Below are 25,049 nucleotides of genomic sequence, written 5' to 3' on the forward strand. Positions count from 1 at the left end.
CACTGGACGGGGGGGAAGCGCCCCTTGGCTTGGTCAAGGTACATTGCCGCGGCCTCCCGGGTGGCTCAGGTGCGATTCTCTGCCCACGTCGGCAGCGACGTGGTGACGTGATGTCACCACCGCCGGCGCGAACGCAACGGCATTCCGGCCCCGGAGACCCACGACCCAAACGCGCGCCTCTGCCCTGTACCCGTCTCCCGTGCCAAACGCGCTCGTGAACACACACATGCACGCCCTTCACGGTTAAGCGCCACCGGTCACCGCCGTGTGGGGCTGCGGGCCCGGTGAACGAACAGCCCGTCCACCCTCGCTGCCGTGACGCGGGAACATTCCATCCGGGCCTTGCCGTGCGAGGGAACGCCGACGTTGTGGGGCCCGCACTGAGGATGGCTCCACTCACCGATTGCGCAGTGCCCGAAGCGATGGTCCTGACCGGGAAGTTGAGGTCATCCCTCCGGCCTCACATGCATGAGTCGATCGCCGCTCCTTGCGCTTCGTGATGCGCAAGAGCCTTCTCTGCGTTCCGCGTCGGACGGGTCGATGCATCGCGAGGCCGACGGACGAGTCGCTCTTCGAGCTCTGCGGGGCGCCTGTCCTCCGCCTCCCGAAGCTCAGTTGCATTCGCCACGATGTCAACTGTGCGCTGCATGTGTCTCGGGCCGCGGGCGCGTTCGTGGTCGTCCACTGTTCACCCGGGTGGAGACGTGCGGCTTGCCGTACCGGGCGGCCCGGCAGCGTCACGGCCGAGGCTGGGCCGCCGCCAGGCGATCACCAACCTCCGAGGGCACACCTGCTGCTCGGCGCGTGGATGGCGGTCGACGATCTGGTCTGCTGGTGTTGCGCAGGGCGTAGCGAGGTGGTGACCCGCGGAAGCGGGTGGCTTGAGACATGACGAGGGCGACGGCGGTCAGCAGAACAAGTGCACCCTAGGAGAGGGCACTGCCCGTGGTGGGCAGGACCTGTTCGGCCCAGATGACCTTGCCTTCCGGTGTGTACCGGGTGCCCCAGTGCTCGCTGAGCTGGGCCACCAGGAACAGTCCGCGGCCTCCCTCGTCCGTGGTGGCGGCGTACCGCAGATGCGGGGCGGTACTGCTGCCGTCCCACACCTCGCAGGTCAGAGTGCGATCGCGCAACAGACGAACGCGAACTGGCGCGGCGGCGTACCTGATGGCATTGGTGATGAGCTCGCTGAGGATCAGTTCTGTGGTGAAGGCGAGTTCCTCCAGGCCCCACTCCTCGAGTTGCTCGGCCGCGAGGCCGCGCACGGCGCCGACCTCGCTCGGGTCGAACGGTACGTCCCACTCTGCGACCCGGCCGGGGCCCAGAGTCCGTGTCCGGGCGATGAGCAGCGCGATGTCGTCGGCCGGCCGGACCGGGAGCAGGGCGTCGAGTACGGCGCGGCGGCTGGCTTGCGGGTCTCGGTCGGGGTGGCTCAGCGCCGTGCGCAGCCTTTCCAAGCCCTCTGAAATGTCCCGGCTCCGCTCCTCGACCAGCCCGTCGGTGTACAGGACCAGCTGACTGCCTTCCGCCATGTGCAGTTCCGTGCTCTCGAACGGCATGGCTCCCAGCCCCAGCGGGGGACCGGCCGGCAGTTCCGAGATCGTCGTCGTGCCGTCCGGGGCGACCACGAGCGGTGGCATGTGCCCTGCCCGCGCCATGGTGCAGTTCTGCGAGACGGGGTCGTAGACGGCGTACAGGCAGGTGGCGCCCAGGACACCGCCGTCCGAGGGTGTGCTGTCGCCTTCCTGGTCCATGCGCTGGACGAGGTTGTCGAGACGGGCGAGGAGTTCGTCGGGCGGCAGATCCAAGGAGGAGAAGTTGTGCACGGCCGTGCGCAGCCGCCCCATGGTGGCCGCGGCGTGCAGGCCGTGCCCGACGACGTCTCCGACGACGAGCCCGACGCGGCTGCCCGGGAGCGGGATCACGTCGAACCAGTCCCCGCCCACTCCGGACTGGGCGGGCTGGTAGAAGTGCGCGACGTCCACCGCGCTCTGCTCGGGCAGATCCCGCGGCAGCAGGCTGCGCTGGAGCGTCACGGCGAGATGGTGTTCGCGGGTGTAGCGGCGGGCGTTGTCCATGGTGACCGCGGCGCGGCCGACAAGCTCCTCGGCCAGGGACAGGTCGTCCTCGTCGAACGGTTCCGGCTTCTGCGACCGCCAGAAGTTGACCACCCCGAGCACGACGCCCCTTGCCTTCAGCGGAGCCGCGATGAGCGAGTGGATCCCGTAGCCGACGATCGCCGATGCCCGCGGCGCGTCCTGGGCGTGCCAGCCCGGCGCGTCATGGAGATCGGGCACGAGTTCGGCTGTGCCCGTGCCGTATCCGCGGGCCTGCGGCGTGGACGGCAGGAATTCGATCAGGCTACCGAGCGGATACAGCGGGTGATCGGAGCGGATGCCGCTGACCGCCGTGCGCCGCATGTCGGCGCCCGGGCCGGGCTCGTCGCCCTTCAGGACCGGGTCGGCCAGATCGACCGTGACGAAGTCCGCGAACTGGGGAACGGCGACGTCGGCCAGTTCCTTCGCGGTGCGGACCACGTCGAGGGTGGTGCCGATGTCACCCCCGGCGTCGTACAGCAGCTTGAGCCGCTTGCGGGCCGTCTCCGCCCGGCTGCTCAGGAGCTGCATCTCGGTGGAGTCGCGGATGGTGACCGCCGAGCCCTGCGGGCCCGTGGGCCGCTGATTGACCACGAGCAGCCGGTCCCCGGCCTCCAGCACCTCGTCGGTGGCCACCCGGCCGGACAGCAGCAGTTCCGCCATTCGGCGATCCATGCCTACCTTGTCGACGGGGCGTCCTTCGGCGTCGTCCGGCAGGCCGAGCAGCCGTCCGGCCTCGTCGTTCGCCAGGAGTAGTCGTCCTTCGCCGTCCGTGATCAGCACCCCTTCGCGGACGGAGTGGAGCACCGCGTCGTGGTGCTCGTACATGCGGGTCATCTCCTGCGTGCCGAGCCCGTGGGTCTGGCGGCGCAGTCTTCGGCTGATCAGCGCCGTGCCGACGGTGGCCAGAGCCAGACCGATGGCGATGGCCAGGAGGATGACCGGCAGCTGACGGTCGGCGATGCCGGTCACGCTCTCCACCGTCAGTCCTGCCGAGACCAGGCCGACAACCTCACCCTCGGGCGAGGTGACCGGGACGATCGCCTGGATCTCCTTGCCGAGCGGCCCCTCCACGCTCTCGGTGTACACCTGGCCGGCGACTGAGGGCTCGATCGTGCCGACGAACCGCTCGCCGATGCGGTCGGGCTGGGGGTGGCTGTAGCGGATGCCGTTCGTGTCCATCACCACGATGAAGTCCACGCCTGCGTCCTTGCGTGTCTCCTCGGCGAGGGGCTGCAGGATCGCGGACGGGTCCGGCGACCTCAGCGCTTCCTGCAGGCCCAGGGAGTTCGCGAAGGTCTGAGCCACGGAAACCGACCGGTTGCGCGCTTCACGATCGATGTCGTACCGCGACTGCAGCACCAGGGCCAGCAGGGCCCCGGCGGCGAGCAGCACCACGATCGCCACCTGAAGGACGAAGACCTGTCCGGCGACGCTTCCGAATCTTCTGCCTAGGTTCGACCGCACCGGTACGCCGGGTACGAGAGACGAGACGGGCTCACAACCCAGTTGTAACACCTCCCCGCGACCAGGGCTCCCGGCGTTCACGGTACGCATCAGGGCCACGACACAAGGATCCGACCGCTGCGGGTCAGAAGGGATGGGTGTTGATCATGATCTGGGAGACGAGGGCGTCCAGGTCGAGGTGCTCGCTCTCCCGGCCGCGGGCCAATGCGTTCGGTCCAGCGCAGGAAGGCGGTGACGTCCGACCTCCAGGCACGGAGCGGGGCGGTGCATCCTCGTCCGCGGCGCCGGCAAGCGAGAGGTGGACACGGCCCCAGTCGTCGCCGCGGCCGGGGAGACCGAGAGACCGATAGGTCGTCCGCGTCGTTCGTTCCTCGACTCCAGCCGTGAGGACGGTGCGCGAGAGGCGAGGGATGCCGGCGAGCCGGTGTGACCGGCGAGACAGACCGTGCGCGGGGTCCTCGGCCGCCTGACGCTCCTCACCCATGTCCCAGCCTGCGGCAGGATGCTGTCCGCACGCCACCGCAACGGGTGATGGGAGCTCGCTCCTCGGCAGAGACGTCCTTCTCGCTGCCTTTCCGATGGCGCAACAGCACTTCCTCCGTGGGGACCAGTTGGCGACCACACGGTGTGCGCGGTGGCGAAGGGCCTGGGTGTTCTCACACAACTCGCGGCCAGAATTCGTCCGTTATGTCATGACAATCCCCATGACCCCTACTCCTGGGGGTCAAGGGGGCGCAGGTTCGAATCCTGTCGTCCCGACTTTTCGAAGTCGCAGGTCAGGGGCCATTTCAGAGTAATCCGAAACGGCCCCTGACTCGTTTCCGGGGACCAGTGGGGGTCGGCGCCCCTGACCGACCGGAGCGCGCTGTCACGGGGTGACGTTGCGCTTCGGGGGGTCGTGGCCGTCGGTGCCGCCCGGTCCTGCTCCGTCGCGGCGCGTGCGCGCTGGTCGATCGCGGCGTGTGACCCGTGGGGTCAGGGCTTCGGGACGGTGTTGATGTAGCCGGCGCCGGTGCTGTGGAAGCCGTCCACCGTCTTCTGGACGTCCGCCGTGGAGACGGCCTCGTCGGCCTTGTAGTAGACCCAGTCGACCTTCATGTCCCAGGTGCGCGGGCCACCGGTGAAGGGGAGGTCGATGAGCCAGTTGCTGAAGTGGATGTCCATCTGCTCGCGCGGGACGTACTTGCCGGAGCTGGTGAAGAGCTCCTTGCCGTCGAGGGAGTAGGTGACCTTTCCGTCCATGGCGGTGATCATCATGGTGTGCCAGCCCTCTAGGCGCCGCTTGAGGGTGTTGTGGACCCGGTCCGGCGGGTCGGCCTTGTACCAGCTGACGTTGTCGAGCTGCGGACCCACGGAACCCCAGCCGCCGTTCGGCAGGTACTCGAAGTCGAGTTCGCTGTAGTTCTCCGAGGAGTCCGAGGAGGAGATCGGGAAGAAGGTCTGGACGACGTGGTCTCCGTCGCGTCCCTGCGTGGGCTTGTCGCTGAGGTGGACCCGGGCGGCGAAGGTTCCCGTGAAGAAGTTCCGGCTCGTGGTGTGCACCTCGGCCTGCGTGGTGCCCTGCTCGGTGCCGTCGGTGGAGGAGCGCAGGCGTAGCACCCTGCCCCCCTCGGCCGTCGGGTCGGAGGGGAAGGCGGCGCCGTCGGCGCTCCAGGTGTCCTTGATCCCCGGGCCGCCCCCGCCGGTACGGATCTCCCAGCCGTGCGCAGCGAGGGAAGGGTCGTCGGCGCCGGTGTAGTCGAAGTCGTCGAACAGCGTTCCCGGCGGTCCGGTGGGCGTCGGCGAGGCTTCCGGTGCGGGCCCGGCGGCGTCGGCGCTCCCTCCGGTCGCGGGGTCGGCGGAGCACGCGGCGAGTACGCACAGGAGGGCGGGCAGCGTGAGCGCGGTCCACGCTCGGCGACGAGAGGTGCGGCGGGGCTGGCTCACACGGGCTCCTTGGGGCGTAGAGGCGGTGACTGGACACGCCCTTGCATGCGGATCGATCGCCGATCGCATGAATCGAGCGGTCATCCTAGCGAAGGTTTCAAGCCATCCCGCCCCGTGTTCGCGACCCGGCCATCCCAGGTCCGGGAGGCGTCCGTTGACATACCGATCCGGTCACGACATCCGATCGGATCATGTCAAATACGCACATCGCGCACCAATCGATTCCGGTCATGCGCTACGGTCCGCTCTACGCTTCAGCGGTCTCCACACCCTGCACAAAAAGGCCACAACAATGCGCCAAGTCGCCACATCCTTCGGGCGCGGGTCGGTCCACTCGGTACAGCCCGGTGTGGCCGAATCCCGTCAGGTGGAGTCTGCTCCGGCACCGGTGTTCGTCGACCAGTCGGGTCTGCGCAGCCGTCACCTGCGGCGCTTCGGCTGGCCGGTCTCCGTGGTCGGCGCGATCCTGGCGGCCGCCATGGGCGGCAGCCTGATCGGGATGCAGTCGGACGCCCCGGCGATGGAGATACCGCCGAAACCCTCGTACTTGCCCGCCAAGGGGCCCTTGTCGCCCTCCTGGCCCTAGCGGGCGCGCGGTCTGCGACACCGCGACCGAAGTGTCCGGCCGTGACGCCGAACATCGCGACATTTCCTGACCTGCAGCGGCCGTCGTGCCGCCCACAGCAACGCCTGCGGGCCGGCCGAGCGTGCCTGATCGTCCGCACCACCCATCTCCAGGAGCGCCCTTGTCCCGCCACCAGCGTCGTCGGCAGTCCCTGCTGAGACCGCGCCGACTGGCCGCGCCGCCGCTGCGCTTCTTCATGCCGCTGTCCCTGCTGGCCTGTCTGCTCGCGCTCCTCGTCCTCCGCGGCCTCGCCACCAACGAGGCGTTCCACGACACCCGGATCGCGACCTCGGTCGACAAGACGACCGTGCCGGAGAACCTGCTCAAGGGCGGCCCGGTCATCGACGCGCGCGGCGACAAGAACGAGCGCCCCGTGAGCTATCGGATCCCCGACCGCACCGTGGTCCTGAGCTTCGACGACGGCCCCTCGCCGGAGTGGACCCCGAAGATCCTGGAGGTGCTCGCGGCCCACGACATCCGCGCGGACTTCTTCGTGACCGGAGCGATGACCACGCGCCACCCGGAGCTCATCCGGCAGATCGTCGCGGCCGGCCACGAGATCGGCGTGCACAGCTTCACCCACCCCGATCTGGTGTACCAGTCCGAAGCCCGGATCAGCTGGGAGCTGGCGCAGACGCAGCTGGCGCTGGCCGGCGTCGCGGGCGTCCACAGCGCGCTGTTCCGCCCGCCGTACTCCTCCGACGCCTCGGCGCTCGACGACTGGAACTACCCGGTGATCAAGTACGTGGGTTCCCACGGCTACCTCACCGCGTTCATCGACCGCGACACCCACGACTGGAAGCGTCCCGGCGTCGACGCGATCGTCGAGGCGGCGATGCCGCGCAAGCCCGGCGCGGGCGAGCTGATCCTGCTGCACGACGCGGGTGGCGACCGTACCGAGACCATCGCCGCACTCGAACAGATCATCGTGAAGCTGCAGGGCGAGGGGTACCGCTTCGCCACCGTCTCCGAGGCGCTCGGCGCCACCAACGCCACCGTGCCGGTGCACGGCTACCAGCTGTGGGCGGGCAAGTGCTTCATCTGGGCCAGCGAGGCCGCCGTGCTCACCCTGCCGGTGCTGGTCGCGCTGCTGGCCGTCGTCGGCTTCCTCAACTTCGGCCGGTTCGCGCTGATGCTCGTCCTCGCGCCGCTCCATGCCCGGCGCTCCCGGAAGAGGGGCGGGTGGGGACCACCCGTCACCGAGCCGGTCACCGTCCTCGTCCCGGCCTACAACGAGCGCGAGTGCATCGCGAACACCCTCAACTCCCTGATCGCCAGTGACCATCCGATCGAAGTGATCGTCATCGACGACGGCTCGACGGACGGCACCGCGGACATCGTCGAGGCGATGAACCTGCCGTTCGTCCGGCTGATCCGCAAGGCCAACGGCGGCAAGTCCAGCGCGCTCAACACCGGCATAGCGGCCGCGTCGCACGACATCATCGTGATGATGGACGGCGACACCGTCTTCGAGCCGTCCACCGTGCGCGAGCTGGTCCAGCCCTTCGGCGACCGGGGGATCGGCGCGGTCGCGGGCAACGCCAAGGTCGGCAACCGCGACAGCCTGATCGGCGCCTGGCAGCACATCGAGTACGTCCTCGGCCACAACCTGGACCGCCGGATGTACGACATGCTCAACGTCATCCCGACCATCCCCGGCGCGGTCGGCGCCTTCCGCAAGGAGGCCCTGCGGCGGGTCGGCGGGATGAGCGACGACACCCTCGCCGAGGACACCGACATCACCATGGCGGTGCTCTGCGACGGCTGGCGGATCGTCTACGCCGAGCACGCCCGCGCCTGGACCGAGGCCCCCGCCAGCATCCAGCAGCTCTGGTCCCAGCGGTACCGCTGGAGCTACGGCAGCATGCAGGCGATGTGGAAGCACCGCCGCGCCGTGACCTCCCGGGGTCCGGCCGGGCGCTTCGGCCGGATCGGGCTGCCCCTCGTCGTGCTGTTCGGCGTGGTCGCCCCGTTGCTCGCCCCGCTGGTCGACATGTTCCTGCTGTACGGCGTGCTGTTCGCGGACGCCCCGATCACCCTCGCCAGCTGGGGCGGCTTCATCCTGCTCCAGGCCGTGCTGTCCTGGTACGCCTTCCGGCTCGACGGCGAGAAGCCCCTGCATCTGATCAGCCTGCCGATCCAGCAACTGGTCTACCGGCAGCTGATGTACATCGTCCTGCTGCAGTCCACGATCACGGCGCTGACCGGTGGTCGACTGCGCTGGCAGAAGCTCCGGCGCACCGGCGAGGTCGCCGCACCGGTGGAGGCCTGACCATGACCGCATCCTTCGAGTTCGGGGGAACCCAGGACACCGTCCGGCTCAGGATCCCCGCCGCTCTGCGTCGGGAGCTCCAGCCGGAGGCGGAGCCGTCGACGCCGGCCCCGCGCAAGGGCGGCCGGGACCGCTATCTCGACCTGCTGCGCGCGCTGGCGCTGGTCCGTGTGGTGATCTACCACAACTTCGGCTGGTTCTGGCTGCCCGTCGTCTTCCCGTCGATGGGCGTGATGTTCGCGCTGGCCGGGTCGCTGATGGCACGCTCGCTCAGCCGTCCCGCCCTGGGCGTCATCCGGGGCCGTATGCGCCGGTTGCTGCCGCCGATGTGGCTGTTCGGCGCGGTCATCCTCACCCTGGAGATCGCCGATGGCTGGGGGCCCGAGGCCGAGGGGCATCCCGACTGGTGGTGGGGCAAGCTGCTGTTCTGGCTCGTGCCGCTGAGCACTCCGCCGTACGCCGAATCGCTGAACGGTTTCGACCATCTCGTGGGGCCCGGCTGGGCGGTGCAGGTCGTCGTCCCGCTCTGGTACCTCCGCGCGTACCTCTGGTACGTCCTGCTCTCACCGTTGATGCTGTGGGCGCTGCGGCGGATGCCGGTGGTCACGCTGTCCGTGCCGCTCGTGGTGACGGTCGTGTTGAACACGTTCTTCATCGACCAGGAGTTCCTCTACGGCCGCGTCTGGGAGAACCTCAGTGACTTCGCCATGTTCGGCTCCTGCTGGATCCTCGGCATGGCCCACCAGGAGGGCCTGCTCAAGAGGATCCCGCAGTACGTCGTGCCGTCCGTCGCGCCGCTGATCATGGTGGCCGGCTGGTGGTACCTGCAGACCCGGCCGGTCGATCCGACCGTGCACACCGACATCGAGAGCTGGCCGATCGCCCAGGCGCTGTGGTCCTTCGGCTTCGTCGCGATCCTGCTCCACGTCAGCCCCTCCTGGGAGCAGTGGCCCCGGCCGCTGGAACGCTGGAACGGCCTGATCAGCCTGCTCAACTCGCGCGCGGTCAGCGTCTACCTCTGGCACCAGGTCGCGTTGGTGGCCGCCATCCCGCTGATCGACCCCCTCTGGTCCGTCGGCTTCTTCTACGCGCACTTCCAGTGGCTGCTGATGAGCCAGTGGTTCCCGCTGCTGGTGGCGGTCCCCCTGACCGGACTACTGGTGCTGACCTTCGGCTGGATCGAGGACGTGGCCGCGAAGCGCCCGCCACGGCTCTTCCCGTACCCGCGCCGCGTACGGGGCAGGCGCCGGGCCGGTGCCTGACGCCCGTCCGCACCGCGGACGTGCGGGGACGGCACTGACCCGCGCCACCGATCCCGGTGCCGCGGGTCAGTGCGGGGCGCCTACTGGAAGCTGAGCCGGTGCGGGTGTCGCGGGTCGGTGGGGCAGGTGTGAACGCGCATCAGGCCGCGGCCGAGGTAGACGCCGACCGGGTCGATCACGTCCGGGTCGTCGGTCGCCTCGCGGTCCTCGAGCGGAAGCCAGCTTCTCGAAGCGCCGTCGCACTCCCACTTGTCGACCGTGAGCAGGGGAGGCATCGGCGTGCCGCAGGCCGCGCAGTCGACCGGCGCGGGATCGGTGAGGTGCCAGGACGCGAAGCCGCCCGCCTTCCAGCCCGGGGCGATGGACAGGTCGCTCATGTAGTCGACCTCGTCCTCCTCCTCCGACCGTGCCCCGGCCATCGCGGCCTCGTACTCCTCGTAGGTGTCGTAGCTCTGCGGCTCGGAGGAGTCGTAGGCGTCCTCGTCGTCCTCCTCGTCCAGCAGGCCCTCCTCCCATTCGGCGACGGCGTCCTGGAGTTCTTCGCTCAGCAGACCCAGGTACTCGTGCTCGACGACCTGTTCGGGGTGCAGGACGCACTGGGTGGGCACGCATTCCTCGCGGCCGGCCACCGGGGGCTCGGGCTGGTGCGTCAGGACCTCGCCGACGTCCTGCGAGCGCCGCCACTTCAGCACGACGTCGACGGTGCGGTCGGGGCCGTGGACCTCGAAGGGGCACCAGAACACCTGGAGCAGGTCATGGCCTTCCGGGCCGACGAGGTCCGGGATGTCCCGCGTGTACAGCTGGGCCACGGCAAGCAGCGGAAGCGGATCCTCGTCCCGGAGGTCCGGGGCGTGCTGCCCCGGAGCGATGGCGTCGAGGACCCGCCGCTCCTCCTCGGAGAGGTCGCGTCCTCGCGCCTCCGCGAGGATGCGCCGCTTGAGCCGCACGTCGTCCAGCCGATGGCCGGTGCCCTTGGCGTGCACCGCCGTGCACACCGGCCACGGCTCGTCGGCCGGCCACAGCAGCGGTCCCGCCAGTGAGTTCTCCTCGGCCTTCGCCACACCATGGCGGGGGTGCAGGCGCGTGGCCGTACGCCGGTGGGCGGAGAGGGCGGGGAAAACGGCTTCGACATCGACGGGTCGCGGGGGTGTGGTGCGGGTCATGCGGTCCTCCATGACGGTTCGGCAACGATGCTATATGCCGGTTCGGACATAGCCGGCGGGGTTCTCCAGGCTGTGGCTGAAGGTGAAGCCCTTGTTGCCGAAGGCCGTGAACTCCAGTCTGATCGGGATCGGGTTGGTGCCCTCGTAGATCGGCTTGATGTGGTACTGGACGACTTCCTTGTGCTTGTTGACCTGGTCGTAGATGACTTGTTCGACCTGGTCGCGCTGGTCCGGGGAGTTGGTCGGGTTGTTGGTCTGCGTCACCAGGTTGTGCCAGGCCAGCCGTCCCTTGCCCGCGCCGCCCAGTCTGTCGGCCAGCAGATGGCCGCGGGCCTCGTTGAACGCGTTGCCGTCACCGCGCCAGCCGGGGGGCCGAAGCCTGCCCGCTTCCGTCCCCTTCTTGGCGTCGATGATGTCGGGGCGCAGGCAGGCGTACACGCCTGTGGGGCGGCCGAGATGGTCGAGGCGGCCGTAGCGGATGCTGCCGTCCCAGTCGTAGGCGTCCATCTGGCAGCGCTTGGGTGCCAGACCCAGTGGGTCGGTCCATGCCCAGGGGTTGACGACGTACGTCGTGGGGTTGGGCGCCGGGGAGAGCCCGAGCGGGTCGGGGCTGGTGTAGCGGGCGGTGTCGGGATCGTAGTGGCGGAAGTAGTTGTAGTGCAGACCGGTTTCCGTGTCCGCGTACTGGCCCGGGAAGCGCAGGGGGGTGTACGCGGTGGCGGAGGTGTTCCACCCGGTGGTCCCCCAGCAGGTGGACCGGCTGCGCCAGGCCGTCTCTCCGGCCGGGGTGACGAGTTCGGTGGGCGTGCCGACGAGGTCCGTGACGATGGCGAAGAAGCGGGCGTCGACCTCCTGGTCGCTCAGCGCCTTGCGCTCGTACTGTGTGAGCGGGCGGTGGCCCTCGTACGCCCACGTGAGGACGGTTCCGGTGGACTCGTCGTACTGCTCGACGAGCAGCGGCCCGTCCCAGGTGAACCGGACGGTCTCGACGACGGTGGAGCCGTCGGCAGCCATCCGGTGCTTGGCGCTGCGCCGCCCGAGCGGGTCGTAGGTGTACGTCCACAGGGTGCCGTCGGGCGTGGTGCAGGAGACCAGGCGATCCTCGGCGTCGTACGCGTACTGCCAGACGTCGGGCTTGCGGGAGATGCGGGACCGGCGGCGCATGACGACCCGGCCCGCGGCGTCGTACGCGTAGTGGACGGCGCCCGCGGAGACGAGCCGGCCGCCGTCGTAGACGCGAGAGCCGCGGGCGTCGGGGTGCCCGGCCGCGTCGGGCCAGTGGGCGGCGGTCTGGTTTCCGGCGCCGTCGTAGGCGTAGCTCTCGGCCCAGCCGGGTGCCTCCACGGTGAGGGGCCTGCCCACCGGGTCGAGCGAGATCCGCTTGTCCCGGCGCTCGGCGCCGGCCGGGCGTTCGCCGAGGGAGACCGGGTATCCGTCCGGGCGGTAGGCGTAGTCCCGTGTGCGCAGCGGACTCTCTCCGCCGGGCGCGGTCAGCGTCTGGGTGAGGGGTCTGCCGACCTGGTCCCACACGGTCGTGAGGGTCGTGGCGGAGCCGGGACCTCCCCAGGATCGGGTCAGCTCCCGGCCGAGTCCGTCATGGGTGAAGTCGAGGGCGTGGCCGCCGATCGTCAGGGACGTGCGGTGGCCTGACACGTCGTAGGACAGTCTGGTGACGACGCCGGTGGGTGTGGTGCTCGACGTGCGCTGGCCGACCAGGTCGTAGGTGTGGCGGAGGGTGCGGCCGTCGAGCGTCTCGGCGACGAGCCGGCCCATGACGTCCCGCTCCATCGTCAGGGTGGAGGCGGCGGTCCTGGCCTCGGTCAGGGCTCCGGCGCGGTCGTAGGCGTACCGGGTCACGCTCCCGTCCGCGTCGCGGGCGACCATGCGGTCCATGGCGTCCCAGGAATAGGTGACGGTCCGGCCGAGCGGGGTGGTCCGCTCGGTCAGGCGGTTGGCCGCGTCGTACGCGTAGTGGGTGGAGCGGCCCTCGAAGTCCGTCTCCACGACGAGCCGTCCGGCCGCGTCGTAGCCGTACTGCCAGGTCTGGCCGAGCGGGTTGGTCACCTGGGCGAGGCGGAGTTCTGTGTCGTAGCGCAGCTGCTGGCGGGCGCCGTCGGGCGCGATGCGGGCGAGCGGCTTGTCGAAGGGGCCGTACTCGGTCGCCCAGCGTCCTCCCGCGGCGTCGCCGTACGTCAGGCAGTTGCCCTCCGGGTCGTAGGCCCAGGTCTCGCGGCTGCCGTCGGCGCCGGTGCGGGCCAGGAGCCGGTCGTCCGCGTCCCACTCGAACGTCTCCGCCGCGCCGAGCGGGTCGGTGACGCGGGTGGGCCGGCCGCGGTGATCGCGTTCGACGCGGGTGACTCCGCCGTCGGGGTGGGTGATGCCCACGGGCAGCCCGGCCCGGTCGGAGCGGATCGCGGTCGTGTCCCCCAGCGGATCGGTGACGGTCGCGACCGCTCCGGTGCGATCGTGGGTGAACCGGGTGAGCGCCCCGTCCGGGCCCTGGGTGCCGGTGCAGTTGCCGCGGTCGTCGAAGGTCTGCCGCCATACGGCGCCGTCGACGGTGGTCACCTCCACCGGAAGGTTGCGGTCGTCGTAGCGGGCGGTGGCGGTGCTGCCGTCGGGCAGCAGGACGGTGGTGAGGTTGCCGGCGTCGTCCCAGGTGAGCTCGGTGGTGTGGCCGAGCGGGTCGGTGCGGGTGAGGGGGCAGTCGTAGGCGTCCCAGGACAGGTGGGTGGTGTGGCCGAGCGGGTCGGTCTCGGCGACGACCTGGAGCCGGTCGTTGAGGTGCAGGAGCGTCGTGGCGCCGGTGGAGTCGGTGTACCGGGTGATGTGGTGCCCGGTCTCGGGGTGCGTGCCGTAGGAGAAGTGCGAGGAGAGGATGCCGTCGGGTCCGAGCGTGCGGGACACCCGGCCCTCGGCGTCGTACACGTACCGGAACGTGGAGCCGTTGCGGTCGGTCCACGAGGTGATCCGGCCGTCCCCGTCGTAGGTGAAGGACAAGGCAGGCCCGTCCGGTCCCTCGGGACCGGTCAGGCCGGTGAGATCGCCGGCCGGGTCGTAGTCGTAGCCGACGACCGTGACCGGTCCCTCGGGCTCACGCACGGACAGCGAGGTGACCCGTGAGTCGTCGGCCGTGACCTGGACGACGTAGCCGCCCGAGTGCGACACGGCGGTGGGCGCGCCGTCGGGGCGGCGCGAGAAGTCGACACGGTTGTCGTTGCGGTCCTGGATCGCGCCGAGCCAGTACGCGGTCGAGTCGCGGTAGGGGCTGGAGGTGAACGTGCGCACCAGGCCGGTGTGCGGGTCGCGGATCTCGTACGAGGTCTCGTCGCCGGACACACCGCCGTGCACCAGCGGGAGCCGGTCGCCCTCCACCGGCAGCACCTTCTCACCGTCGGGCCGTGGCAGGCGGGGGTACAGGAGAAGAGAGCCGTCCTCGCGCACCCATATCGCTCCTTCGCCGGCCTGCCCCGCCTCGATGCGCTCGTCGAGGGTGGAGGCCCAACTCCGGCCGAACCAGTGGCCGTAGCGGTAGGTCGACAGGTGCGTACGGCGCAGGGTGAGCGGCAGGACGCCGGGCAGGGTGAGATCGGTCTGCGGGAGCAGCATCTTGCCGGTGGCGACGTCCACGGGGTCGTTCTTGCAGACCGTCTTGTCCAGCGAGACGCTGTTGCGGCGCGGATCGTCCGCCGCGTCGCGCACCGAGTTCGGCCGCGTACGTACGTCGTCGCGGCGGGGGTCGCGGCTCCCCGCGGGTCGGTCGTGGCCGTCGGCGTCGCCCTTCCTGCCCTGGCGGGCGAGGCGGTCGCGGACGGCGTCGTCGTTGTTCTTGTGGTCGACGGATATCTGCTTCACGGCCTTCGGCAGCGTCTTGCCGACGTGGTCGCCCATGGCCTTGGCGGACTTCACCAGGGCGCCCATGGCCTTCTCGATGACCGGGTCGAGGGCGTCGGCGATGTCGTCCCGGCCCTTGTTGCGCCCCTGGGCCGTCTTCGCCTTCGTCAGTTTGCCGGTCGTCCTGCCGTGGATCCCGGCGCTCACGCCGTTCAGTTTCGTGCCGGCGTTGTCGTGCTCGTCGTGCTCGATGTGGAAGCCCTTGCCCCCGGGCCGAGCGCCGCCGCCTCCGGCCGAGGCGAGGTTCAGGCCGTCCTTCGCACCCTGCACGCCCTCGTCGAAACCGTCCTTGCCGGCCTGCTTCGTCTGGTCGAGGTTCACACCGTTCTGGACGCCCAGGGCGTCCATGCCGATCTGGACCACCAGGTCCGCGGCCATGTTCTCCAGCGCGGCGACGACCGGCTCGGTCATCACCCCGACGATGTGGCCGACGGCCTCCTCCATCGCGCCGGTGATGAGCTTCAGCAGCTGCTTCTTCGTCAGGGCGATCGCTCCGGCACCGAGCAGGGCGGAGAGGCCACCGGTCACCGGGATCAGGGCCATGGCGAGGCCGGTCTGACCGGCCAGGACCCCGAGTTCCGCGACCGCCTTCCACTTCATGCCCTCGATCGCACCGGCCGCCAGGTCGAGTGCGCCGGCGATCGTCCGGGCCGCGGACACCATGTCCTTCAGGTGCTTGCCCTTGACTTTGCCCCAGTGCTCGTTGAGCGCGTCCATGGCCTCGCCGTGACCCGACGACAGCAGGCGCTCCATGTGGTTGTTGGCGAGCTGGCCGTCGTCGGCGAGATCGTCCGCGAACTCCCGCAGGGCGTCCGCCATCTCCCGGTAGGCGTCCTCGTCGACGTTGGGCCAGTTCACCCCCACCAGATCCAGCAGCGTGTCCGCCCAGTCGGGGACCGTGACAGCCATGTTCGAAACCCCCCGTGCGCAAGCCTGTTCCCAGAATGCGAGTGCGAATACCTTGCCATGGGGGGTCACGGTCGAACAACGCGACGCCCCGGACGAGTCAACTGCCCTCTTTCGAGGGCGGGTCGGGGCGTGTCCGGGGGGCGGTCGCGCTCACTCCGTGCGCGGGGCGGAGGCGAGCTCCCTTTCGAATCCGGAAAGCAGTGCGTCGAGTGCGAAGTCGAAGCGCGCCCGGGCCGCGTCCTCGCCGGACTCGCGGGCGGCGCCGACCAGCAACGGGTACGTGTCCGGGTCCAGCGAGGCCATGCTGTCGGCCCCGCCGACATTGCCCGCCTGTGCGGCGGAGTGCCCGACGACGAAGCTGGTCAGCGAGTAGAGGACGTCCAGAGTTCTGGGCAGGGGGAAGCCCGCCTCGTACAGCATCCCCACCACGGCCTCCAGCGTCCCGAGGAGGCGCGGCGTCATGGCGGGCCGGGACAGCAGGAGCGGCGCGGCGTTCGGATGTGCGCCGAGTGCGGCGACCAGCGCGTGCGCGTAGGCGCTGAGGTCCTCCCGCCATGTGGCGGCGCCGAACTCCGGGGGGACGGCCTCGGCGACGACCTGCTCGATCACCCCGTCGAGCAGGGCGCTCTTGTTCGGCACGTGGTGGTAGACGGTCATCGCCTCCACGCCCAGTTCGGCGCCGAGTCGCCGCATGGACAGGGCGTTGAGGCCTTCCTGGTCGACGAGTCGCAGGGCCGCCTCCAGGACGGCCGTCCGCGTGAGCCCCGCGCGCTGCCCGCGAGCCCTGTTGGCCGCCATGGCGCCCTCACCTTCCGTACCGGACGCCTCGCGATCCGATTGACGATTCTTACGCTGTAAGTATAGCGTCCTCGCGCAGCCTTACATCGTAAGAATCCCTGGGATGCTCCAGGGCCGACGGGGACGAGAGGGCGATGACCACCACCGAGTGCGCCGAGGCGAGGAACCAGTCCGCGCGACCACCGGGCGATGCCGGTCCCGCGCAGGAGCAGCTCCCGGACGGACGGGGCGCGGCAGGGCCGCTGCGACCGTACGCGGCGGGCTTCGTCGCCGTGATCGGCCTGCAGGTCACCGGCGCGGTGGCGGGCCTGGCGCCGCTGCTCGCCGTCGTCGAGCTGGGTCGCGCCCTGCTCGCGTCCGGCCCGGTCGACCACGGCCATGTCCGGTTCGTCGTGATCGCGGGCGCGGTCGGCCTGTTCGCCAAGCTGCTGTTCACGGCCGCCGCGGCGGCCGTCGGTCATCTGCTCGACGGACGCGTGCAGTTGGCGTTGCGCCGACGGCTGGCCGCACGGCTCGGGCGGGTGCCGATCGGCTGGCTCTCCCGCCGACGCAGCGGTGAGCTGGCCAAGCTCGTGGGCGAGGACGTCGGAGCCGTGCACCCGTTGATCGCTCATACTCCCGGCGAGCTGGCCTCGGCCTTCGTCGTGCCGCTGGTGTCTCTGGTCTACCTGTTCACCGTGGACTGGCGGCTGACGCTGATCACACTCGTCCCGGTGGTCGCGGCGGTGGCGCTCGTGCCGCTGATGACGACTCCGGCCCGGCTGCGCGAACAGGCCGACTTCGACACGGCGATGGCGCGGATCGGGAGCTCCGCCGTGGAGTTCGTCCAGGGCATCGCGGTGGTCAAGGCCTTCGGCGGAGGTGAGCGCGCCCACCGCGAATTCCGCTCCGCCGCCGACGACTTCGTCGCCGTCTTCCGCCGCTGGGTGCACGGGATCTCCCCGATCGCCGCGGGGATGCAGCTGGTCCTCTCGCCCCCGTTCGTGCTGCTGACCGTCCTGACCGGCGGTGCGGCACTGATCACCGGCGGAGGGATGCCCCCGGCCGATCTGCTGCCGTTCCTGCTGCTGGGAATCGGCCTGACCGCCCCGGTCGCGGCGCTCGGCCACGGCTTCGACGAGGTGCAGGCCGCCCGCCGTGCCGTCGGCCGGATCCGCGAGGTGCTCGCGGTGCCGCCGCTGCCGGAGCCGGCGGACCCGATCGCGCCGCACGGCCACCGGGTGGAGCTGACGGGCGTCCGGTTCGCCTACGAACCCGGCCGAGACGTCCTGCGCGGGGTCGACCTCTCACTGGAGCCGGGGACGGTCACCGCGCTCGTCGGCCCGTCGGGGGGCGGCAAGTCCACACTGGTCCGACTGCTGCCGCGGTTCGTCGACCCGACGCGCGGATCGGTCCGCCTCGGCGGCGTCGACCTGCGCGAGCTGAGCAGCCGGGAGCTGTACCGGCGGGTCTCCTTCGTCTTCCAGGACGTCCGCCTGCTGCGCGCCTCGGTCACGGACAACATCGCGCTGGCCGTGCCGGACGCCCGTCCGGAGGAGGTGGTGCGGGCCGCCCGGCTGGCGAACATCCATGACCGCGTCCTCGAACTGCCGCGCGGGTACGAGACGGTGATCGGCGAGGAGGTGCGACTGTCGGGCGGCGAGGCCCAACGAGTCGCGCTCGCCCGCGCACTGCTGGCCGACACCCCGGTGCTGGTGCTCGACGAGGTGACCTCCTTCGCCGACCCGTACACCGAGCAGGCGGTGCGCCGTGCCCTGGCCACGCTGCGGTCCGACCGGACGGTCCTGGTCATCGCGCATCGTCTGGAGACCGTCGCCGGCGCCGACGCCGTCGCGGTCCTGGAGGACGGTGTGATCGTCGAGCACGGCAGCCCCGGCGAACTGCTGGAGAGGGACGGCAGGTTCGCGGCGTTGTGGCGCTCCCGGCACGCGGCGGGATCGGCGGGGTCAGGGGGCTGGGCGGGCTCGGCGGGCTCAGTGGGGTCGGCGGGCTCAGTGGGAGGGGGATGAGGGCACGTGACGACGCACGAAGCGGACCGTCCACAGGGGTCGTGTCCGCGGACCCCCTTCGAACCGTGAGGAGACGCCCCCGATGATCCGCTTGCTGTTGCGCGTGCTGGGCCACCAGTACTCCCGACCGATGCGCCGCACCCTCGCCCTGATGACGACGACCGCGGTCGTCGAGGGTCTGTCGTACGCCCTGCTGGCACCCGTGTTGCGCGCACTGCTCGGGGACACACCGGACCGCGCCTGGCCCTGGCTGGGCGCGTTCGGGGCCGCGGTCGCGGCGTACGCGGTACTGCGCTACCTCAGCGACCTGTCGGGGTTCCGCGTCGGTACGGCACTGCTGCGCGGCGTCTACCACCGCCTCGGCGACCATCTGGCCCGGCTCCCGCTCGGCTGGTACGGCACGAGCCGGGTGGGAGAGGTGTCCGTCCTGGCAGGTCAGGGCGTTCTGCAGGCGATGAGTGTGATCGCGCACCTGCTGGCGCCGTTCGTCTCCGCCGCCGTGACGCCGCTGACGATCGTGGGCGTGATCCTCGCCCTCGACTGGCAGTTGGGGCTGGCCGCGCTGACCGCCGTCCCCGTCGTGGCGGCGATCCACGTCCTGACCGGACGCTCGACGGCGGCCGAGGACGTGGAGCGCGCCACGCGCGACCGCGAGGCCACGGAGAGGGTCGTCGAATATCTCCAGGCCCAGCCCGTGCTGCGTGCCGGGGGCCGGACCGCCGAGCGCTTCCGGCTGCTCGACGACGCCCTGCGGCAGGTCCGGAGCGCCTCCCGCCGTTCGACGCTGTCGGCGCTGCCCGGCGCGTTGGGCCTGGCCCTGGCGGTCCAGGCGGTCTTCACCGCGGTGCTGGTCCTGGGGGCGTACCAGGCGCTCGGCGGGGACGTCGGGGCCGCGGAGCTGCTGACGATCCTGGTGCTGGCCGCCCGCTGCGCGGATCCGCTGCTGTCCCTCGCCGACCTCGGCGGCAAGCTGCGCGCCGCGCGCGGCGAACTGGCCCGGCTCGACGCGGTGCTGCGCACCGAGCCGCTGCCGCGGGCCCCAGGTCCGGTGGAACAGCGCGGCCATGGGCTCGAGTGGGAGTCGGTCACCTTCCGGCGCGACGGACACACGGTGTTCGACGACCTGTCCCTCTCCGTCCCCGAGGGGCAGCGGCTGGCCGTGGTGGGGCCGTCGGGCGCGGGCAAGAGCACCCTGTTGCAGTTGCTCGCCCGGTTCCACGACGTGGACGCGGGCACGGTGCGCGTCGGCGGCGCGGACGTGCGCGCCATCGGTGCGGAGGCGCTGATGGCACAGTTCTCCATCGTCTTCCAGGATGTCTACCTCTTCGAAGGCACCATCGAGGACAACGTGCGCCTGGGCCGCCCCGACGCCGGCGACGACGACGTGCGCGCGGCCGCTGCCGCGGCGCGTCTGGACGAGGTGGTCGATCGTCTGCCCGACGGATGGGCCACCACCGTCGGCGAGGGCGGCGCACGACTGTCGGGCGGCGAGCGCCAGCGCGTCTCGATCGCCAGGGCGCTGCTCAAGGGCGCGCCGATCGTGCTGCTCGACGAGGTCACCTCCGCGCTGGACCCCGTCAACGAGGCCGCGGTCCACGCCGGTATCGAGCGACTGACGGCAGGTCGGACCGTGGTGATGGTGGCCCACCGGTTGCGTACCGTCCGACACGCCGACCGTATCGTCTTCCTCGACGCCGGCCGGATCGTCGAGGAGGGCGACCATGACGACCTGCTGCGCCTCGGTGGCCGCTACGCCGAATTCTGGAATCTGTCCCTGGCCGCCACGGCGAACAGGCCGGTGACCCGGACGAGGGACCCCGAGACCGGGACCACGCTCGCGGACGAACCGGATCGGTAGCGCGGGGTGTGTGGAAGGCGGGATCGGGGGCAGGTGGGTGGTGGAGCGCATGGGACCGCTCCTCGTGTTCACGGGTTCGCCGTCTCCCCCTTTCCGGCGAATCCGTGCGCAGTCGAACGGCCCGCATCCGGCAGGGGTGCGGGCCATTCGGCGTGATCCGCCGGACAGCGGTTCCCCGGCCGCCCTGGTGTGGGCCCCGGTGGCGGTGGCCCGCTGGCCCTGGCTGTACGAGAAGCTGGCGGGGCGGTACGGCGCTTCGGGCGTCCGGTCGTAGCTCCTCAGAGACCTCCGGCGCCGCTGCTCGTCGCGCCGGCCCGTGACGCGGGTGTGGTGTCCCGGGCCCTGCGTCCTGTGTGGTCCAGGTGGCCCCCGTGGCCGTGCGAGGGCCTGCCCACCGGGTCACCATCGACGTGACCGGGGGAAGCGGGGGACGCGGGAGAGACGGAGACCGTCATGGCAGCAGGTTGGGAGCCCCGGCCCTCGGCCGACGCCGGTGCCCACGGGGACGGCGGGGCCGAATGGCGGCCCGCTCTGGACGTGCCCCCGCCGGGGCGGCAGCGTCGGTGGACGGTGCTGCTGCGCTGGCTGCTGCTCCTCCCGCAGTTCATCGTCGTGGCCCTGCTGACCTTCGTCGCCTTCTTCGTCACGATCGCGGGCTGGTTCAGCGCTCTGGTCCTGGGCCGGCTGCCCGATCCGATCGCATCCTTCCTCGGCTCGGTCCTCGCCTACCAGACCCGGGTGTCGGCCAGCGCGGCCCTCCTCGTCGACCGCTATCCGCCGTTCTCCTTCGACGCCCCCGACTACCCGGTGCGCATCGAACTGCGCGCCACCCCGCTCAACCGGCTCGCCGTCCTGTTCCGGCTGATCCTGATGATTCCGGCGGCCATCGTCAGCAGCCTCGCGCAGTCCGGCTGGTTCGCCGTCAGCTGGGTCTTCTGGCTGATCGGGATCGTTCTGGGCCGTCTCCCCGAACCGGTCTTCGGTGCCACGGCGGCCGTCGTCCGGTACCGGATGCGCCTCGCGGCCTACGCGACGATGCTGACGCCCGTGTACCCCAAGGGGCTCCTGGGCGACGCCCCCGACGCCGCCGCGCAGCCCGCGTACTCCGCGACCCGTCCGCTCCGGCTGGGCACCGGCGCGCAGGTGCTGGTCTGGCTCTTCCTGCTCCTCGGGCTCGCCGGTCATCTGACCTCAGGCACGATCGACTACGACGACACGGGCGACGACCGCCCGGGAGCGGCCGCCGGCCGGGTCGCGGGGTGACCGTTCCGGCGGGCTCGCGCACGTGCTGGGCACCGCCGCGCGGGGAACACGGCTGACGCGTTCCCCGTGGTGCGGTCGGGGGAAGAGTGCCTCGCCCTACGGTGGTTCGATGCGATCCGTTCCTAGATGGGCCCTTTTGTCCTCGGGGTGTGCCCCGTTGCTGCTGGCCGGTGGCTGGACCGTCGCGGCGCTGCTCGAAGGGCCCGCCTACGATCCCGTCACGCAGACGATCAGCGTCCTCGCGGCCTACGGGGCCGAGGGATCCTGGGTCATGACCGGGGCGTTCCTCGCGCTGGGCGCCTGCCATCTCCTCACCGCCTGGGGGCTGCGGCCCGCCGCTCCCGCCGGGCGGGTGGCGCTCGCCGGTGGTGGTGTGGCGGCCTTCGCGGTCGCGCTGGTCCCCGCGCCGAGCAGCGGGGGGTCCCTGAAACACGGGGCGGCCGTCGTGGCCGGCTTCACGCTGCTCGCGGTGTGGCCGGTGCTGGCCGCCGTACGCCGTGGCGGCGTGCCGTGGGGGCTGCGGCTGACGCCCTCCGTCGCCGTGACGGCGCTGATGGCCCTCGGCGCGGTCTGGTTCCTCGTCGAGATGAACCGGCAGGGGTCCGCCGGCGTCGCCGAGCGGCTCGTGACCTGCATCCAGTCCACCTGGCCCTTGGTGGTGGTCGCCTCCTGCCTCCGCTACGCCGGTGACCTGAGAGGCAAGAGTGGTGCAAGTGGTGAGAGTGGCGCGAGCGGTGCCGGCGACGGGAGTAACGAGAGCGACGAGACGTCGGCGCCGCCTCGGTGACCGTCGGGTGTGACGGAGCGCGCTGGTCGGCTTCTCCGGCGACTCAAGCCGGGCGGCGCGACCGGGACGGGCGATACGGGGTCGTCCGTGGAGGTCGGGAGCTCAGGGCGGTGGGCCCCGCAGCACGAGCGGGCGAACCCGGGATCACTGGTCATAGCGCCGGAGCTTGGATGCCGACTCCGGCATCGCCCCGGGCGGGAGCCGCGCCCACCACCTCGCGGAGCCGACTCACGCGCTCGGTCACATCGGGGGAGGGGACGTCGCTTGCGCTCGCTTGTGTGTTCGATTTGGCGTTATGGTGGGTCCGTGACCGCAGCACGACCCGCCCTGCCCGGACTCCAGGGTTCCCTGTTCGACCAGGGTGACGAGATCCGCTTCGGCCCGCTGGACGGTCTCCGGCGGACGCCGCTCGACGGTGGCGCCTGGGTCGACCACCTCCCGGGCTGGCTGCTCGGCGCCGACGCGCTGTTCGAGGAGCTCGTCGGCCGGGTGCCCTGGCGGGCGGAGGAACGGCCGATGTACGACAACGTCGTCGCCGTACCCCGGCTCCTGGCCCACTACGGCGAAGGCGCGCCCCTCCCGCACCCCGCCCTCGTCGAGGCCCGGCAGACGCTCGGTGCCCACTACGCCCCCGAGCTCGGTGAACCCTTCGTCTCCGCCGGCCTCTGTCTCTACCGCGACGGCCGCGACAGCGTCGCCTGGCACGGCGACCGCACCGGCCGTTCCGCCCACCACGACACGATGGTCGCCATCCTCTCCCTGGGCGACCCCCGTGACCTCGCCTTCCGTCCGCGGTCGGGCGGCCCCACGTACCTCCGCCTTCCGCTCGGCCACGGCGACCTCGTGGTGATGGGCGGCTCCTGCCAGCGGACCTGGGAACACGCCGTCCCCAAGACGAGCCGCGCCGTCGGGCCCCGCATCAGCGTCCAGTTCCGCCCCCGCGGCGTCCGCTGAGACCGGGTGGCTGGACCTCGGCCTCCGCCCCGGCCTCCCTCGTGGCCGGGTGCGGGCGGAGTGCGAGGGCGCACCAGACCGCCGCCGCGATCAGCGCCGCGGCCGCCATCGCGCCGACCAGGGGTGCCTCCGGGCGCCAGCCCAGGGAGAGCCGGGTGCCCAGGTACGTCAGCGCGGCCGCGATCCGGCCGGGGGCGTAGACCAGGACCTTCGCCGCGGTGGCTCGCAGGACGGCCGCCACGGCGAGTCCGACCACGGTCCAGGCGATCAGGTACGGCCACAGCGCGCCGGACGCGGCGGGCGGGAGACCGTACTTCTCGGAGCCGATCCGGAACAGCGAGGTGACCCAACCCGCCGCCACCGCGGCGGCGCTGACGCCCACCACCCACAGCGCGTGGCGCCAGAACGGGCCCGGTCGTACGGTCGCCTCGTCGTCGGAGGCGTCGGAGGCGTCGGGTGCGAAGAGTCCAGTCACGGCGGGTAGGACGTCGTGCGGCGGGACGAGGTTGACCGTGGGCCGCCGGGATCGTCGGCCCGTCAGCCGGCCCAGCGCCCGGTCAGATACGTCAGGGCGAAGAGCGTCGACAGCGGTGCGACGAGGCAGAAGTACGCGGTCCTGAAGCGCGGTGAGCGGAGGGTCCAGGCGGCCAGCGTGATCCACAGCGGCCACCACAGGAGGGTCGCCCGGGGAACGGACTGGTACCAGTAGGACGTCCCCAGGGCCCACAGGCTGAGGCCGACGTAGGCGGCTTCGGGCCAGTGGCGGCGGTGCGCGAGAAGGGCCACCAGCGCGAGGCCGACGACCATGGCGAGGAGCTCGGCCTGGAACATGAACGCGTAGCCGGTCGTCTGGACCTGCTCGAACGCCGACTCCCAGGTGTTGCTCCAGGCCTCCCACGGTGCGTGGAAGTGCCGGTACCACCCTCGCTCCTGGGCGTGTTTCCAGGCCATCCAGTCGCCGGTGCGGGCGTGCAGGTACCAGGAGTACAGGGCCGCGGGAAGGGCCGGCAGGGCGAGCCAGGGCAGCGGCCGCCAGTCGGACCGGGCCCGGGCCGTGAGGACGAAGTGCAGGGCGAGGGCGGCGGCGAGGAACAGACCGCTGATGCGGACGGTCGTCGCCAGCGCGGCCAGCGTGGCGGCCTGCGGCCAGTTGCGGCGGTGGGCGGCGAGCCAGGCCGGCAGGGCGAGGGCGAGGAAGAGCGACTCGCTGTACCCGGTGGCGAGGAAGACCGCGCACGGCGAGAGCAGCAGGAGCTGAGCCGTCCGCAGGCCTGCGTCGGAGTCGGGCAGATACAGGCGTGCGATCCGTACGAGTGCGAGGACCGCGATCCCGCCGGTGACGAACGAGATCAGCAGCCCGGCCGCGGTCCAGCTCGGTACGACGGTGTGGACGGCCCGCAGGGCGAGGGGGAATCCGGGGAAGAACGCCTCGCGGTTGTCCCACTCGGCGTCCCACGGGCCGCTGCCCGCCGGAAAGTAGCCGTCGCGCGCCACGTTCAGGAAGTGTCCCCAGTCCCAGCGTTCGAAGGGTGCGAGGGCGGGGCCCGGGTCGCGCGCTCCGGCGTCGGCCGGGAAGAGCCATCGTGCGCCGTAGGCGGTGATCCACAGGGCCGTGCGGGTGAGGAGATAGAGCCACAGCACGTCCCGGTCCTGGGCGCCGAGCGGCAGTCGTGGCCGTCGGCGGCAGGAGGTGCGGGGGAGGGGGAGGAGTGGGGGGAGCGGCGTCGTCTCTTCCCTCGGCCTCGGGGATATCACAGACATAGGGG

15 protein-coding genes are annotated in these 25,049 nt (G+C 71.2%); 8 read left to right on the top strand and 7 right to left on the bottom strand.

Annotation, left to right across the window (positions count from 1 at the left end; genetic code table 11):
• Positions 1–926: 926 nt before the first annotated feature.
• Positions 927–3,503: a SpoIIE family protein phosphatase gene (locus IF00_RS0103065; RefSeq protein WP_245234412.1), complete on the bottom strand. Its 2,577-nt coding sequence runs from the start codon at positions 3,501–3,503 to the stop codon at positions 927–929.
• A 1,035-nt stretch (positions 3,504–4,538) separates the two neighbouring features.
• Positions 4,539–5,489 carry a glycoside hydrolase family 16 protein gene (locus IF00_RS0103075; protein ID WP_051819741.1) on the bottom strand — a complete coding sequence of 317 codons (951 nt, stop codon included), beginning with the start codon at positions 5,487–5,489 and terminating at the stop codon, positions 4,539–4,541.
• Between the two features lie 367 nt (positions 5,490–5,856).
• Here IF00_RS0103075 and IF00_RS0103080 point away from each other — a divergent pair, with 367 nt between their 5' ends.
• The 3 genes from IF00_RS0103080 (at position 5,857) to IF00_RS0103090 (ending at position 9,648) form a co-directional block, all read left to right on the top strand.
• Positions 5,857–6,075 carry a hypothetical protein gene (locus IF00_RS0103080; RefSeq protein ID WP_158710424.1) on the top strand — a complete coding sequence of 73 codons (219 nt, stop codon included), beginning with the start codon at positions 5,857–5,859 and terminating at the stop codon, positions 6,073–6,075.
• Positions 6,076–6,235: 160 nt separating this feature from the next.
• Positions 6,236–8,386, top strand: coding sequence for a bifunctional polysaccharide deacetylase/glycosyltransferase family 2 protein (locus IF00_RS0103085; RefSeq protein WP_037637403.1), 2,151 nt, complete (start codon positions 6,236–6,238; stop codon positions 8,384–8,386).
• Positions 8,387–8,388: 2 nt separating this feature from the next.
• Positions 8,389–9,648: an acyltransferase family protein gene (locus tag IF00_RS0103090; RefSeq protein ID WP_078944514.1), complete on the top strand. Its 1,260-nt coding sequence runs from the start codon at positions 8,389–8,391 to the stop codon at positions 9,646–9,648.
• 80 nt (positions 9,649–9,728) lie between these two features.
• Here IF00_RS0103090 and IF00_RS0103095 read toward each other — a convergent pair whose 3' ends face one another.
• From IF00_RS0103095 to IF00_RS0103105, 3 genes are all read right to left on the bottom strand, one after another.
• Positions 9,729–10,811, bottom strand: coding sequence for a hypothetical protein (locus IF00_RS0103095; protein ID WP_030313913.1), 1,083 nt, complete (start codon positions 10,809–10,811; stop codon positions 9,729–9,731).
• A gap of 30 nt (positions 10,812–10,841) precedes the next feature.
• Positions 10,842–15,614, bottom strand: coding sequence for a DUF6531 domain-containing protein (locus tag IF00_RS0103100; protein WP_051819743.1), 4,773 nt, complete (start codon positions 15,612–15,614; stop codon positions 10,842–10,844).
• 150 nt (positions 15,615–15,764) lie between these two features.
• A complete protein-coding gene (locus tag IF00_RS0103105; protein ID WP_030313917.1) occupies positions 15,765–16,412 on the bottom strand; it encodes a TetR/AcrR family transcriptional regulator C-terminal domain-containing protein in 648 nt (215 codons plus the stop codon).
• A 134-nt stretch (positions 16,413–16,546) separates the two neighbouring features.
• Between IF00_RS0103105 and IF00_RS0103110 the strand changes: the two genes are divergently transcribed.
• From IF00_RS0103110 to IF00_RS0103130, 5 genes are all read left to right on the top strand, one after another.
• A complete protein-coding gene (locus tag IF00_RS0103110) occupies positions 16,547–18,421 on the top strand; it encodes an ABC transporter ATP-binding protein (protein ID WP_078944515.1) in 1,875 nt (624 codons plus the stop codon).
• 82 nt (positions 18,422–18,503) lie between these two features.
• On the top strand, positions 18,504–20,279 hold the full coding sequence (locus IF00_RS0103115; RefSeq protein WP_051819747.1) for an ABC transporter ATP-binding protein: 1,776 nt from the start codon (positions 18,504–18,506) through the stop codon (positions 20,277–20,279).
• A 453-nt stretch (positions 20,280–20,732) separates the two neighbouring features.
• Positions 20,733–21,542 (top strand): DUF4389 domain-containing protein, encoded by an 810-nt coding sequence (locus IF00_RS0103120; RefSeq protein ID WP_051819750.1) that lies wholly within the window; start codon positions 20,733–20,735, stop codon positions 21,540–21,542.
• A 109-nt stretch (positions 21,543–21,651) separates the two neighbouring features.
• Complete coding sequence (locus tag IF00_RS0103125) at positions 21,652–22,329, top strand: DUF998 domain-containing protein (RefSeq protein ID WP_078944516.1); 678 nt, start codon at positions 21,652–21,654, stop codon at positions 22,327–22,329.
• Positions 22,330–22,635: 306 nt separating this feature from the next.
• The gene (locus IF00_RS0103130; protein WP_209439726.1) at positions 22,636–23,283 is read left to right on the top strand and encodes an alpha-ketoglutarate-dependent dioxygenase AlkB family protein; all 648 of its coding nucleotides are present in this window, start codon (positions 22,636–22,638) and stop codon (positions 23,281–23,283) included.
• Here IF00_RS0103130 and IF00_RS0103135 read toward each other — a convergent pair.
• Positions 23,249–23,758: a hypothetical protein gene (locus IF00_RS0103135; protein ID WP_051819752.1), complete on the bottom strand. Its 510-nt coding sequence runs from the start codon at positions 23,756–23,758 to the stop codon at positions 23,249–23,251. The genes IF00_RS0103130 and IF00_RS0103135 overlap by 35 nt on opposite strands.
• Before the next feature lie 62 nt (positions 23,759–23,820).
• The gene (locus IF00_RS0103140) at positions 23,821–25,044 is read right to left on the bottom strand and encodes a mannosyltransferase family protein (protein WP_030313930.1); all 1,224 of its coding nucleotides are present in this window, start codon (positions 25,042–25,044) and stop codon (positions 23,821–23,823) included.
• Positions 25,045–25,049 lie beyond the last annotated feature (5 nt).

The organism is Streptomyces flavochromogenes, from assembly GCF_000717595.1.
Lineage (GTDB): Bacteria > Actinomycetota > Actinomycetes > Streptomycetales > Streptomycetaceae > Streptomyces > Streptomyces flavochromogenes.